Raw genomic sequence first — 14,717 nt, forward strand, 5'->3', positions numbered from 1 at the left:
ACGAGCGCATATCCTATGCAGAAACATAGATGGTTAATGATAAATCGTAACCACCGGTTGTGCTGTTGACGGTTACCGTAGCCATTTCGTTAGAAGTGCCGTCGCTAAATACATTATCGGCAGAAAAACTTGTTACCGACGTGTTTTGTCCGTGAGCGCTGTACAGCGAAGTTGCATACACTGCCTTGGTTATAGCTTCCGGAAAAGCAATCTGGGTAGTGAGCTTCAGGTTGTTGTTCACATAAATTTGGGCGTGTATATGCGTGATGCGTCCGGTGTACCAGCCGGGATAAATGCTGGTAAATTTAACCTGGCCGTTACTATCGGTTTCCTGGTAACCGCGGCAAAAAATCAGTGAACTGTTATTTTGTGTACCCAGGTATCCGGAATTTGAATAGCCTGAATAATACCCGTCTTTATCGCAATGCCAGATGTCTACCCGTGCTCCTGATAAGGCGGTACAGTTGGTATTTACATTTTTAATGGTGAGCGTAATATTTAGCGGAATACCAGTTTTACCATCAGTAATATCTGTCCGGTTTAACGCGGAACCGCGGTTGGTATAAAGCGGGTAAGGGCCATCAGTTTCGCTGTTGGTAGTACTGCACGAGCCATCGGGTGAGGTAGTGGTTCCTGTAGCACTGGTTTCGGTGTCGTTAACGCTTCCTGAATGTTTTTTACATGCTTCCGTTAATGCCGGGGCCGAAATAGCGGCTACAGCTAACGATTTAATAAATGATTTGCGTTCCATAACGAGTCGTTTAATTGTTACATATTAAAATTAGTATGTTACAATATGCCGGTCGTATGGTTATCGGTAAATGCGTAAAATGTATCGGTAAAACGGGAGGATTGGCGCTACTTACCCTGCAACCATTCTTTCACTGCCTGGTTGTAGCTTTCGCCGATGGGCAGCTCTGCGGTTGTTAGTTGTATTTTCCGGTTTACAACAGAGCGTATTTTGCTTACAGGTACAATATAGCTGCGATGTATCCGCTTAAAAGTATCCGCAGGAAGTTTTTCCAGCACTTTTTTTAAAGGTATCAGGCTCATCACCGGCTTTGAATCGGTTAAATGTATCCTGATATAATCTTCAAGGCTTTCGATGTATTCAATATTGCTTAACGGAATCTTGACCAGGCGGTATTCAGAATGTACAAACAAACATTCCTCAGCCTGCTTTTTATCATTTGTTTTGTAGTGAAAATATTCCTCAGCTTTGATAATAGCCTTTTTAAACCGGTCAAAATCAAACGGTTTCAGCAGGTAATCAAGCGCTTCGAGTTCAAAACCCTCGTAAGCGAATTGTTTATAAGCCGTAGTAAAAATGATGATGGGCTTATGCTCTAACGTTTTAACCAGGTCAATGCCACTGATGTCGGGCATATTAATATCAAGCAATAACAGGTCAACAGGATGATTGCGCAAAAATTCGGCGGCTGTAACAGCATCTTCAAATGTGCACAGCAGGTTAACCTGCGTAAGCTGCGCAACATATTTCTGAATTAATGATAATGCCAGAGGTTCATCATCTATGGCAACGCATCGAAGCATATCCGGATTTTATACACGTAAAGTTAATTTAACTGTGAATAAATCCAAATCGGTGGTAATGTTTATATCGTATTTGCCGGCATATAAGTGCTCAAGCCTTCGCTTGGTGTTGGTTAAACCGATGCCGAGATTTTCTGTCGGACTTTTTTTATTGATGGTGTTCTGGCAGAAGAAAATAATCCCCTGCTCACCACTGTATATATTGATAATAATATTAGACAAGGTATGGCTACTTGTGCCGTACTTAAACGCGTTTTCAACAAAGGTCATCAGGATAAGGGGAGCGATGTTCTTTTCGTGCGTATTTCCCTCGGCCTTAAAATTTACCAGCGTTTTCTCACCCAGGCGCAAACGTTGTAAATCAATATAATTGCTGATGCATTCAATTTCTTTGTCCAGCGGAACAATATCAGAGCTGTCTTCGGTTATATAACGCATAATTTGCGACAGCTTTAAGATGGATGCCGGGGTGTCCGCATGCTGCATCAGCGACAGCGTATAAATATTATTCAGCGTATTGAACAGAAAATGTGGGTTAATCTGCGCCTTTAAAAACGACAGCTCCGCTTTGGTCTTATCCGCTTCGGCTTTTGAAGCACGCTGCTCGGTGAACTGCCATTGCCGGTTTATTTGAGTTGCCAGGCCCAATGCAATCAGCATGATAAAGAAAAAAATGCTGATGATATCGAACCGTATCATCTTTTCAGGCAGATGGCCATTGGACGGAAAATCACGCGGGTGCGGAGGCCCGAAAGCTCCCCGGTCTGCAGGATGATGCATGGGCATCTGCGGCGACTTCATTTCGCTCCAGTCATGCTGCCTGATATTCATGGTAAAACGCTCGTAAGGCTTTATTACGGCAATAAGCAACAGCAAAGCCATAATGCATAATCCGTATGCAACATAACGTTTCCCGAAAAAAAATCGTGGAATTAAAATCTGCGTGTTAAAATAATATATCGCAATAAAAATGGCACTAAATAACAGATAGTTGGGCAATTGCTGCTGCCAGTTGGTATGTTGATATCCGTGCGAAAAAATAAAAGGCAGGCTCAGGAACAACACCCATCCGATGAGGTGCATAAACAAGTGAAGACGCCGGGAGTTTAACATGCTATCAAAATACCGCATTTTCTGCGAATGTTCAGGACAATTTATCGATGATCAGGTAAAATGTATAGGTAAACCACACAGAAAACATAAAAATCAATTTAACACAAAGCATCAAGATCGTATATTATCAGGCTATGTATCTATCCGCCAGTGGTCGGACGTATATAGTTTTAAATCCCAATGTGTTTGCTCTGATAACTTTAAATAGCTTCTGAAACATTTTACGCATAAAAATCGTAATTTTGCCACTTATGTGCCAAGATGACGTATATTGGTCTGCTGGCTTAATTGTTGAGAACATACACAGTATTTTTAACCAATTGATATGTTAGGTTTTTTAGGTAAATTATTTGGAAGTAAATCAGAACGCGATATAAAGCAGATTCAGCCTATTGTTGAAAAAATAAAGGAAGAATATGCCAAACTGGAAGGCTTGTCACACGATGAGCTTCGTGCGAAAACCGTAGATTTTAAATCACGCATAAAGGCGGCTCTGGCCGATATTGATGACGAGATAGCCAGCCTGAAAGCGCAGGCCGAAAGCGCAGCGCAGGATATTGTAGCAAAAACAGCTATCTATGATGAGATAGACACCTTAAAAAAGAAACGCGATAAGCAGCTGGAAGATGTGCTGATGGATATTCTGCCCGAAGCATTTGCCGTAATGAAAGATACGGCACGCCGTTTCACAGAAAATAAAACCATAGAAGTTACCGCCACCGATTTTGACCGTGAACTGGCTGCCCGCAAGCCGAATGTGGTTATCCAGGGCGATAAAGCCATTCACCATAATACCTGGACGGCTGCCGGCAATGAAGTTACCTGGAACATGATACATTACGATGTTCAGCTGATTGGCGGTATTGTGCTGCACCAGGGTAAAATTGCCGAAATGGCAACCGGTGAAGGTAAAACGCTGGTAGGTACGCTGCCCGCATACCTGAACGCACTTTCGGGCGAGGGCGTACACATTGTAACCGTGAACGATTACCTGGCCCGCCGTGACTCTGAATGGAACGGCCCGCTGTTTGAGTTTCATGGGTTGAAGGTAGATTGCATCGATAAGCACGAGCCCAATTCAGAAAAGCGCCGTCAGGCTTACCTGGCCGATATTACTTTTGGTACCAATAACGAGTTTGGTTTCGACTACCTGCGTGACAATATGACACAATCGCCGGAAAGCCTGGTACAGCGTAAGCTGCATTTTGCTATGGTGGATGAGGTAGACTCCGTATTGATTGACGATGCCCGTACGCCGTTAATTATTTCCGGCCCGATACCTAAAGGCGATGAGCACGAATTTCATCTGCTGAAACCACGTATTGAACGCCTGGTAAATGCACAGAAAACATACATCAACACCGTTTTAAACGAAGCCAAAAAAGCCATTAACGATAATAAATCAGGCGTTGAAGAAGGCGGTTTGGCATTATTACGGGCTTACCGCGGACTACCTAAGAACAAGGCGCTCATCAAGTTCCTGAGCGAGCCCGGTGTGAAGCAGATCCTTACCAAAACCGAGCATTATTACATGCAGGATCAAAACAAGGAAATGCATAAGGTAGATGCCGAGCTTTTCTTCGTTATTGACGAAAAGAACAACCAGGTAGAGCTTACCGAAAAAGGTATCGAGCTTATCACTGCATCGGGCGAAGACCCGCATTTCTTTGTAATGCCCGATGTAGGAACGGAGATAGCCGAAATTGAAAAATCAAACCTCACCAATGAGGAAAAAATAGAGAAAAAAGATGCATTGTTACGCGATTTCTCTATCAAGTCAGAGCGTATCCACTCGGTAAACCAATTGCTGAAAGCATATACCCTCTTTGAGCGGGATATTGAGTACATTATCGATGAAGGCAAAGTAAAAATTGTTGACGAGCAGACCGGCCGTATTATGGAAGGTCGCCGTTACTCTGATGGATTGCACCAGGCCATAGAAGCCAAGGAAAATGTAAAGGTTGAAGATGCTACGCAAACCTACGCAACCATCACCTTACAGAACTATTTCAGAATGTACCACAAGCTGGCCGGTATGACCGGTACGGCAACCACCGAAGCCGGTGAGCTATGGCAGATATATAAGCTGGACGTAGTTGAAATACCAACCAACCTGCCCATCCAGCGTAAGGATATGGAAGACATGGTGTACCGCACCATGCGTGAAAAATACAATGCCGTAGCCGATGAGATTGTGAGGCTTACACAAGCCGGACGCCCGGTGCTGGTAGGTACAACCTCGGTAGAAATATCCGAATTGCTGAGCCGTATGCTCAAGCTGCGTGGTATTAAACATAACGTGCTGAACGCCAAGCTGCACCAGAAAGAAGCCGATATTGTGGCCGAAGCCGGTTTGGCAGGAACCGTAACCATTGCCACCAACATGGCCGGTCGTGGTACCGATATTAAGCTGGGGCCCGGTGTAAAAGAAGCCGGCGGTTTAGCCATTGTCGGTACAGAGCGCCACGAGTCGCGGCGTGTTGACCGCCAGCTACGCGGTCGTTCAGGACGTCAGGGCGACCCGGGAACCAGCCAGTTCTACGTATCGCTGGAAGATAACCTGATGCGTTTATTCGGTTCGGAGCGGATAGCCAACATCATGGTGCGCATGGGTATTGAGGAAGGCGAAGTGATACAGCACTCCATGATCACCAAATCTATAGAGCGGGCACAGCGTAAAGTGGAAGAAAATAACTTCGGTATCCGTAAGCGCCTGCTGGAATACGACGATGTGATGAACTCACAACGTACCGTGATCTATGCAAAACGTCGCAATGCCCTGTTTGGCGAACGCCTGGATGTAGACCTGAACAATACCATTTACGATGTTGCCGAAGATATTGTAAATGAATACAAAGACCTTGCGAACTACGAAGGTTTTGAGCTGGAAGTAATCCGCATATTCTCGCTGAATACCGAAATCAGCGCCGATGAATTCGCAGGCTCATCAGCCGAAGTATTGACCGAGAAACTATTTACCGAGGTAAAAGCATTTTACCAGCGCAAATCAGAAGCCATTGCCAGCCAGACGCTGCCGGTATTAAAAGACGTGTTGAGAGACCGCGGAGACCACATCGAAAGCATTGTTATTCCGTTTACCGATGGTGTTCGCGGCTTGCAAATTGCCGTAAATCTGCGTAAAGCCGTGGAAACCAATGGCGCCGAAGTGGTGAAGGTTTTTGAAAAAACCGTGATACTGGCGCTGATAGATGAGGCATGGAAAGAGCACCTGCGTGAGATGGATGAGCTGAAACAATCTGTGCAAAACGCCGTATACGAGCAAAAAGACCCGCTGATTGTGTATAAGATAGAAGCATTTGAGCTGTTCAAACAAATGCTTGCTACCGTAAATAAAGATGTGGTTGGTTTCTTATTCAAGGGAGGCATACCTACACAACAGTCAGAAGATGTACGCGAAGCACGTCCGCAGCCAAAGCAGGATCTAAGCAAGTTACGGGTTTCAAAACCCGAGCTGGCACAGGTTTCCGGCAGTGGCGAATATGTAGAAGATACCCGCGAAATTCAAAAATCGCAGCCTATACGTGTAGAAAATAAAATCGGGCGTAATGACCCTTGTCCCTGTGGAAGCGGTAAGAAGTATAAAAACTGCCACGGAATGGGTGTAGTATAACAAGTCTTGGAGAAGTTGTAAATAATAGTAAATTTGAATTGCTCTCGCGGTATGATGATGGGGGTCAATAAAAAAAGGCAATTCTATGGGCAAAAAAATTGTTGTCGCTGATGATGACCCGGCAATTTTAGACATCATTTCAATCATTCTTGAAGAAGAAGGGTATGAGGTAGAAACCTCTGTTACAGGCGAATCGCTGATGCAGGTTGATGGCCCTTTACCCGATTTATACCTGGTAGATATCTGGATGCTTGGCAAAGACGGCCGTGATATCTGCCGGCATTTAAAAAGCCACGAACGCACCCGGCACATCCCGATATTAATTGTATCTGCAAACCGCGATATTGAAAAAATAGCCCGGGAAACCGGTGTGGATGCCTATTTAGCAAAACCATTTGAGATAACCGAGCTTACGGATATCATAGCGAAGTGCCTGCAATAGACCGGAAGTTCCCTTATTTTAATCGTTCACGTTTGCAACCTGCCGTTTAACCCATTTTGGTTAATGGTATATCAGTACGTTGAGTTGTTGCTTGTATTGTTTTTATTGTAGCAATACCGTTGTAAAATGCTATCCCCCGCCGGAGAAGGTAAGGGACGTGCTTGCGCTCATTTATAAAAACAAGTGTATAAATGTCCCGGTGTTTGTAATTCGGTAATCATAGTGGAAAGTTCTAAACTTTCCTGCTGTTTTTTTAAGGTATAAGCTAACCTACGGCTCCATTCTCCCGGCTGAAACTTGAGCGGTAATGGCAACTACTCACTGTCCTTTCACCTTCACGCTGCAACTGAAAACGTTTTTAACAGGTTGGCTCGACATTGCTATAGGAAATTATGGAGCAATCCGTATATTTGCAGAATCTTTTCGGGATGTAGCGTAGCCCGGTATCGCGTCAGCATGGGGTGCTGGAGGTCGCAGGTTCGAATCCTGCCATCCCGACTTACAAAGCCACACGTTAAGTGAGGCTTTTTTTAATTTTTGGTATTATTGCATGTCCATTCGGGATGTAGCGCAGTCCGGTAGCGTGCTTCGTTCGGGACGAAGAGGTCGCAGGTTCGAATCCTGTCATCCCGACTTTTAAAGTCACAATTGTCTGATTAAAAAACGATTGTAACTTTTTTGCTTTAATGAGCAGCAAGAAGGGTAGCAATAATCCTATGTGCACCATGCAGTCAATAATAAAGGTTAAGTAAAGGTGAATAATTGTTGTGTATTTGATTATACTCTTTATGCTATAAAGATAGAAAGTTCAACAGGCCGGTTATTAAGCCGGGCTTTTTGTTATACCAGAGAAGAAGAAAGGACAATATAGATAGCACTTTGCCCTTTTTAAGGCCTTTAAAGTCTTCAGAAAAGAGAATATCTCCTTTAATTGGAAAATCTAAATACTTGGAATTTTATATCAATTTTTAAGAGCCTTATTATTCTATGAAAAAAAGCGCCTAGTGCTGATGCAATAAATATAGAGGCAAAGATATATGCCAGCGCATACCACAAATTTTCAGTGGTAAAGTCAGGTATATTGTTACGAGATAACTCAGCATATGCACTAGTAATAGGCTTTTTTACTGAATCATACGTAAAGTTCAAAGATTTACTAAAGGTGAGAAATGTTATGATTTGCACGCATATTCCCCAGAATATACTTGTAATGAGCCTATCCGCAAATAAACCTGCGCCAAACTGTTTGGTAAATTGACCTTGGAAATAGAATCTCTTAAAAACACTCCGGGAACAATTAATATCACAATAAAAACAATAGTACTTATTGTAACCTGTTCTCCCATTTCGTTTCTTATTAGGAAACCAAAGTTATTTTTCTATTATTTGATAAGATAATTGTCTCTTCCTTACTACGAGTGTTTTTTAGTTTCTCAACCGCATCAATGTATTTTTTCTTATCTTCTGGATTAGAAAAAATTCTTTTCGCCTCAGAACTCATAACATCCAAGTCAGAATAAAAATATGACTCTATGACATCTCCAACTACTTGTTGTATCTGTTTCAAAACTTTCATGATTCTATATGATTAAATGTCAGGCAACGTTGAAAACTCTTACAATAACGATAGTCCCTAGGTTCTCATTACAAATATAACACAACTATTGAAAGATATAATATAATAACAATTATTGTTACATAACAACAACAACTATAATTAGTTCATTTATAGGGTGCTCTTTTCAAGTCCCTTATAACACTTAATTTATCAATTATTTTTAGTCACCTGGCCAGGTTTCAAATCCTCGCTATGAAAACCTCAAACAAACACAGGGGATGTTACTGTTTGAGCCGTTACCGCGAAAACCGCCGGTTCAGCAGCTCGTATAATTTATCAACGGTAGCCTGTTTTTCTGCCCAATTGTTTTTAGCAGCATAATTGGTTTGCAGAAAGTTATCGGCAGCTTCAAAGGTATCAAAACGGTTTACCAGCTCTATGGCTTCGCTGTAAGCCAGGCTGTAACCGTTAAACAGGTCTTTTACAAACATCAGCTTATCATTCAGGCTGATAATGGATTTCAGATCAGTTACCGGTTGCTGGATAAACTGACCTGCCCGGGTTGAGCCCTCTCTTTGCGCCGATATCAGCTCATTTAAGGTAGGCGCTTTGGCCGGTTCTGTTATTGTTGAAATCCCGGTTTCTTCTGCCGGAGGAATATCAATGCTTACCGTTTTTTCCTGGATAACAACCTCATTCACCACGGTTGACTCCGCTTCCGGCTCTTGCTGAGTGGCCTGGGTAACAGGCTCAGCAACCGGGGCAGTTTCTTCCGGCTCAGGCGTAATGGTTTCGGCAGCAGCTTCTTCCGGCTTGTCTTCTATGGGGTCGGCTTCCAGCACAAAACGCACAGGCTCCTGCTTATCTGTAGCATTTTCCTGTCCAGTTACCGGTTCTGTGGTTTCAGGCTGCCCGGTTTCATGTGCTTCGGGTTGAGCTGCTTGTTCAGGTTCTTCCTGCTGTGCTGCCTCCGGCTGTTTCTCCGGCCCAACAGGAGTGCTCTCGGGGTTAACGGAAGGTATATGGTTGGGAGTTGGCTTAGTATGCGGTTTGGCTGCATTCAACCGTCGCAAAATTTCGATATGATCTGCCAGGAAGCTGGCATTGGCCGAAAAAAGCTCCAGTTCCAGTTCGTTTAAATTTTCCTGGTTTTTAGCCAGGTAATGGTATTGCTCTGTAATCTCATCTAAAATGCTGCCGATCTTCTTAAAAATATCTGTCTGGTTCATCATATTCAGAACATAACGCTGATAAGCCTTATATGTTGGTAATTTGGTTATCAAAAATAGCATTTAATTCTGATATTAGTCCACAGCATGCTATTTAGTGAACATAATTTCAGCCGTAGAAATTGTCCGTCGGGGAATATTGAGGTGATATGCGGGTCGATGTTTTCGGGCAAAACCGAAGAGCTGATCCGGCGGCTGAGGCGTGCCCAGATCGCAAGGTTGCAGGTAGAGATCTTTAAGCCGAAAACCGATACGCGATATGATGAGGATGCCGTGGTTTCGCATAATAAAACCACCATTCCGTCTACCCCGGTAGACCATTCTTCGTCAATTTTATTATTAGGCAGCAGCACACAGGTTGTGGGTATAGACGAAGCCCAGTTTTTTGACGAGGGTTTGCCCGAAGTATGCAGTATACTGGCTAACCGTGGCATCCGTGTTATTGTTGCAGGACTGGACATGGATTACAGCGGTCGTCCGTTCGGGCCGATGCCTGCGCTGATGGCTATTGCCGAGGACGTAACCAAAGTACATGCCATTTGTGCCCGGTGCGGTAATCCGGCAGGTTACTCATACCGCACAATAACCAGCGACGCCAAAATCCTGTTAGGCGAAAAAGAAAGCTACGAACCCCGTTGCCGGGCTTGTTTTAACGAGGCTGAGCAAGCAATTTAGATTCAAAATCCAGGGCTGTAAAAGAAGCATGAAGCGCTTGCGGCACATCATCCGGAATTTATGCTTCCACTTTTTTAACAATAATAAGAGGATGATGTTGTGCCGGATTTAAAAAAACAGGCGGGAGCGTTATTTTGCAATAATAAGCTTCTTTGTTTTTTGTGTGTTGTTAAACCTGAGCCGGTAAAAGTAAACACCATCGGCCAGATCAGAAAAATTAAACTGGTACGTATACAGATCCCTGTCAAATACGCCGGAGACCAGGCGCTTAACCAGGGCGCCGTTACTGTTATATAAATTTAACGAAGTATAACCTCTGTAGGGAAGCGTGAATTTAAAAATGGTATTTCCGGTAACCGGATTGGGGTAATTCTGTAATAGTTCCGGCGTTTCTGCAATAGAAACCAATGGAGCAATAGTTGCATAGCGTTGCTGGGCCGTTTGAGCAGTGTTCTGAATATCGGTCAGGTTATCGCCGGCAATAAAGGCAAAGGCTACACGAACGGACTGGCCTGCAGGAATGGTAAAAGGGCCGTTGCCTGAAACGAACATCACATCCAGCCCGGAAGAGATATTTTCGCCTAAGCCGGTAGAAAAAATGCCGTTTGATAACGTTTGGAACTTCTCGTCCCTGGTAAAGTTATCGCCGGCCAGAAAATCATTTTCTAATTGATACGACAGGGGATAATAGATCTTAGGCAATGCGTTTGTAAGCAATTTTACACCGGCGTATATGCTGCCCGATCTGCTGTAAATATATCCCAGGTTATTTTGAGCGTCAAATTTGGTGATATTATCGCTGCCGCCGTTAATATCCCAATCGGTGAACATGCCCAGGTAAACGCCTTCCAGGTCGGTGCTGTTCTGGTTTGTAACCTCGTATTCTACAATGGTGTACTTGTCGTTTGCATACGCTAACTGCCGGTGCCTGATATAAACGTTCAGTGGGTTTGGACTTGCGCTATCGTCAAATTCAGAATATCCTTCAAAATCGCCGGTGTTTGAAGCCAGCCGCGATGCTTTCACCTTTTTGGCGAAATCCTCGTTGCTGTTATCAGAAACAGAGCGTACATTATTTGAGATCCTGGTTCCTGAAGTGCCGATCATTAACGAAGCTTCGTACAAAACAGACTGGTCTTTATAAATAAAACCCAGGCCGTTCTTAGCCCCATTGGCCTCGTATCCCACACGCCCGTTACTGGTTAAGGTGGTTGATACCTGGTTAACGGTAATGTTAATATAGTCTAACGCAACAGAAAGGTTAAAAAGCTCAAAATCCTGGTAAGCATTGTTGTTTGCCGAGTAATCCAACCGGAAAGGTATCTCGGAATTATCGGGTGTGTTGGGTTTGATATATACTTTGAAGGGGCCGATGGATTTAGTTTCCAGCAGGCCTATGGCCGGCAGGGTTTGTATGGCATTTAATATGCTGACGTACCCGTTTGTTGTGCTCAATTTAACAGTTACATTAGTTGCTGCGGTTAAAAAATTCTTCAGATCCAGGTAAAGCAGCACGGTATCGCCGGCAGGCAGCGTACCGCTACCATCATCGGTTACCGTAAGTTTTTGGTAGCGTATGGAGGGCGGCGATTTGGTTAAAGCCCGGTAAACATTTAAGCGGCCTTTACCCAGCATGCCTACATAAGCAGGATTTATATTATCGATATTATCGGATGTGATGCGCAACTGTTCGCCAACCTGCTGCATGGTGAGTTCCGGGCGGTAGCTTTTTACCAGGGCTGCAGCGCTTGAAACCATCGGCGTTGCCATAGATGTACCCGATTTCTCACCATATTTACCATTATATATGGTGCTGGTAATACCTGTTCCGGGCGCTGCTATAGAAACGTAAGCACCATAATTTGAAGATCCGCTTTTTTTATCGTTGCCGTTAACATTGGCAACTGCCAGCACGCCGCTATAGCCGGCCGGGTAGTCGGGCTCAGAAGTATTACTGTTTCCGGCGGCTGCTATAACCAGGCAGCCTTTATCTATGGCATAATTTACAATATCCTGCCCAAACTGGCTGAAGGAACCACCCCATGAGCAGTTGATAATTTGTGCACCGTGGTCGGCTGCATATTTTACACCCTCAAAGCCGGTATAGATAGAGGAGGCATCGTTATCCGCACCGGTTTTAACGATCATCAGTTTGGCGTTGAAGGCAATACTGGCTACACCGGTATGGTTATCGGAAACGGCCGAAGCAATGCCGCTGACATGTACGCCATGGTCAGTGCTGTCACTTTTTACGTTCGGATCGTTATCCGGAGTCCAGTTGTTGCCGGATGCACCTACAAAGTCCCATCCGTAATAATTGTCGATGTAGCCGTCGCCATCGTCGTCAATGCCATTAACGGGATCGGCCGTATTAATGTAAATGTTGGCAGCCAGGTCGGGGTGCGTGGTTTCAGAACCCGAATCGACAATGGCGATAATTATTCCCGAGGCATTGCGGGTAATGTCCCATGCCTGTGGCGCAGAAACCTGGCTCAACCAGGTTTGCAGTCCATACGACGTATCGTTGGGTGTATAGCTGGTGTGATAAATGTAGCTGGGTTCGGCATATTCAACCCGGGCATCTTGTAACAATTCATTAATGGCTGTTTGCAGTTTACTGCTATCCGCAATGTGTATGCTGTAAATGCGACTTAACCCAACCGGGTCAGCCTCTTTTAGTACAGTATTACCTCTCTTTAGGGATGAGGAAGTCGGCTTACCAAATTTTTTTTCAATAGCCAGTACATTAGTACTTTGCAGCTTTATAACAGGTTGCGCTTCTGCTGATGTTTGATCTTTACCTGTTGCCTGCTGACTTTGCTTAAACTTAACGATGATGACGCCGGGAAGGTAATTTTTCGCCTTAACGCCGGGCGGCAGCGCAAATGTGCGTAATGCAGGTTTAGGTTGTGCGTATGTAAACAGCACACTTAATAAAATGCCCGGAAGCAGCAGTTTCTTCATTAAGCTCAAATTGTATCAAAACTAAAGAAACTTTTAATTAATTAAAGCGGGGGAAATGTTAAAATGAATGGCACAAGCAAAACCTGAAAATAAAATAGTGATTTGCAACAGCCCGTTTCAGAAATAAAATACTATTGTTAAGTCAAAAGCCAAAAGCCAAAAGCCAAAACCCCGCAGGGCTCATTGAAGCCTCAGAAAGCAATAAGTGCACATCAATAATTAAAAACGGATAACACGTTTAAAATCAGAATATCAAAAATGTACTAATCAGACAATTTATAATTGACTTAATATTAGATAAGTGCCTGCATGAGGATTTCGGGATCATTGTGCTGTACCGTTCATAAAATCATTGATCGTTTTCTCTGCCTGGTAGGGGGATTTTTTTATGGTTGTCTGCCTGACAGCCATTGCCGGTTATGATCACTGCTTTTCCATCTGTTCTGAGTGTTGCATTAATGCTGATACATACCTTGCGTAAGAAGGTCACTACATCGTCGTCCGGCGTTTTCTTACCGTAAAACGTGCAGTTGTCTAAACGGCCTTCCACGTAGATGGGCATATTGTATTCCCGCTGCATATCGGTAATGATGTCAGTTACAGGGGTTCCGTTATAAGTATATATACCGCTTCTGCGATCCAGCAGTTCAGCGGCATTGGGGTAATTCTCTTTGCGCAGAGTAACACTGCTTCGGTCAAATACCGCCCGCTGTTTGGGCGTCAGCTCCACTGCAGCTTCCTGTTGCAGTTCGCTGTTTACCAATACTTTCCCCGTAAGGAGTGTTACGGTGGCCTGTGTCATTTCAGGATAGGATTGTATGTTAAAGCCGGCGCCGAGCACATAGGTGCGTATGCTGCCTGCATGTACAATAAAGGGATGTGCGACATCCCTGGTTACCTCGAAAAAGGCTTCGCCGCTTAATGCTACTTCACGTTTGCCGCCGTAAAAGCGTTCAGGATACTTCAGCGTACTGCCGGGGCTGAGCCATATTGTTGAGCCATCTTCCAGGTGCAGGATTTTATGCTGCCCTTTCAGTGCGGCGGTTTGCAGCATCTCGGCAGGGCTGATGATATTAGCCAGCTCATTACGGTACAGGTACATGCATACGATCAGCAGCACAGCCACAACGCCCGATACATAGCGCAATGCCGCGATAATAAGCGGCCTGCGGGTTTTACGCAGGAACCGTCGTGCAGCGGCATGCTCGTCGAACTGTTTTAGCTGGTTGGTAAGCTGGTCGATATTGTGTTGCTGCATCAACTCCCAATACAGTTGCCGGTTATCTTCGCTCCGGGCTACCCATGCGTCCAGCTCCGCACGTTCGGCGTTGGTAAGTTCATTTTTACGCATACGTCCGATGAGGTACGCTATACGCAGTCCGTGGTCAATGTTGTCGCTCATGGAGTATGCCTTTTATAGTGTATACCACAACAAAAGCGAAAAGTACTAAAGGGGATGAAAAAAAGTTTACATAAAAAAACAGCGCCCGTTTATCAGAATGCTGCCTATTATGGAGTAATGTGTTTTACTCCAATACCACGGGGTCGGAA

Annotated in this window: 10 protein-coding genes and 2 tRNA genes; 5 read left to right on the top strand and 7 right to left on the bottom strand. The window is 44.4% G+C overall.

Annotation, left to right across the window (positions count from 1 at the left end; translation table 11 throughout):
- Positions 1-13 precede the first annotated feature (13 nt).
- From FW774_RS02685 to FW774_RS02695, 3 genes are all read right to left on the bottom strand, one after another.
- Complete coding sequence (locus FW774_RS02685; RefSeq protein ID WP_149346605.1) at positions 14-751, bottom strand: intradiol ring-cleavage dioxygenase; 738 nt, start codon at positions 749-751, stop codon at positions 14-16.
- 107 nt (positions 752-858) lie between these two features.
- Positions 859-1,554 (bottom strand): LytR/AlgR family response regulator transcription factor, encoded by a 696-nt coding sequence (locus tag FW774_RS02690; protein WP_149346606.1) that lies wholly within the window; start codon positions 1,552-1,554, stop codon positions 859-861.
- Positions 1,555-1,563: 9 nt separating this feature from the next.
- Positions 1,564-2,685: a sensor histidine kinase gene (locus tag FW774_RS02695; protein WP_149346607.1), complete on the bottom strand. Its 1,122-nt coding sequence runs from the start codon at positions 2,683-2,685 to the stop codon at positions 1,564-1,566.
- Between the two features lie 307 nt (positions 2,686-2,992).
- Here FW774_RS02695 and secA point away from each other — a divergent pair, with 307 nt between their 5' ends.
- The 4 genes from secA (at position 2,993) to FW774_RS02715 (ending at position 7,373) form a co-directional block, all read left to right on the top strand.
- A complete protein-coding gene (secA, locus tag FW774_RS02700; protein ID WP_149346608.1) occupies positions 2,993-6,298 on the top strand; it encodes a preprotein translocase subunit SecA in 3,306 nt (1,101 codons plus the stop codon).
- Between the two features lie 85 nt (positions 6,299-6,383).
- Positions 6,384-6,740 (top strand): PleD family two-component system response regulator, encoded by a 357-nt coding sequence (locus FW774_RS02705; protein WP_149346609.1) that lies wholly within the window; start codon positions 6,384-6,386, stop codon positions 6,738-6,740.
- A gap of 424 nt (positions 6,741-7,164) precedes the next feature.
- A tRNA-Pro gene (locus FW774_RS02710) sits at positions 7,165-7,238 on the top strand.
- Positions 7,239-7,299: 61 nt separating this feature from the next.
- Positions 7,300-7,373, top strand: a tRNA-Pro gene (locus tag FW774_RS02715).
- Between the two features lie 724 nt (positions 7,374-8,097).
- Here the strand turns inward: FW774_RS02715 and FW774_RS02720 are convergent.
- Together FW774_RS02720 and FW774_RS02725 are read right to left on the bottom strand one after the other, a co-directional pair.
- Positions 8,098-8,316 (bottom strand): hypothetical protein, encoded by a 219-nt coding sequence (locus FW774_RS02720; protein WP_149346610.1) that lies wholly within the window; start codon positions 8,314-8,316, stop codon positions 8,098-8,100.
- Positions 8,317-8,594: 278 nt separating this feature from the next.
- A complete protein-coding gene (locus tag FW774_RS02725) occupies positions 8,595-9,590 on the bottom strand; it encodes a hypothetical protein (RefSeq protein ID WP_149346611.1) in 996 nt (331 codons plus the stop codon).
- A 24-nt stretch (positions 9,591-9,614) separates the two neighbouring features.
- Here FW774_RS02725 and FW774_RS02730 point away from each other — a divergent pair, with 24 nt between their 5' ends.
- Entirely contained in the window at positions 9,615-10,202 is a 588-nt protein-coding gene (locus FW774_RS02730) for a thymidine kinase (RefSeq protein WP_149346612.1), read from the top strand.
- Between the two features lie 129 nt (positions 10,203-10,331).
- Here the strand turns inward: FW774_RS02730 and FW774_RS02735 are convergent, their stop codons facing one another.
- Together FW774_RS02735 and FW774_RS02740 are read right to left on the bottom strand one after the other, a co-directional pair.
- On the bottom strand, positions 10,332-13,166 hold the full coding sequence (locus FW774_RS02735) for a S8/S53 family peptidase (protein ID WP_149346613.1): 2,835 nt from the start codon (positions 13,164-13,166) through the stop codon (positions 10,332-10,334).
- A gap of 349 nt (positions 13,167-13,515) precedes the next feature.
- Complete coding sequence (locus tag FW774_RS02740; protein WP_149346614.1) at positions 13,516-14,568, bottom strand: FecR family protein; 1,053 nt, start codon at positions 14,566-14,568, stop codon at positions 13,516-13,518.
- Positions 14,569-14,717: the final 149 nt, after the last annotated feature.

This window comes from Pedobacter sp. BS3, from assembly GCF_008274585.1.
Taxonomy (GTDB): Bacteria; Bacteroidota; Bacteroidia; order Sphingobacteriales; family Sphingobacteriaceae; genus Hufsiella_A.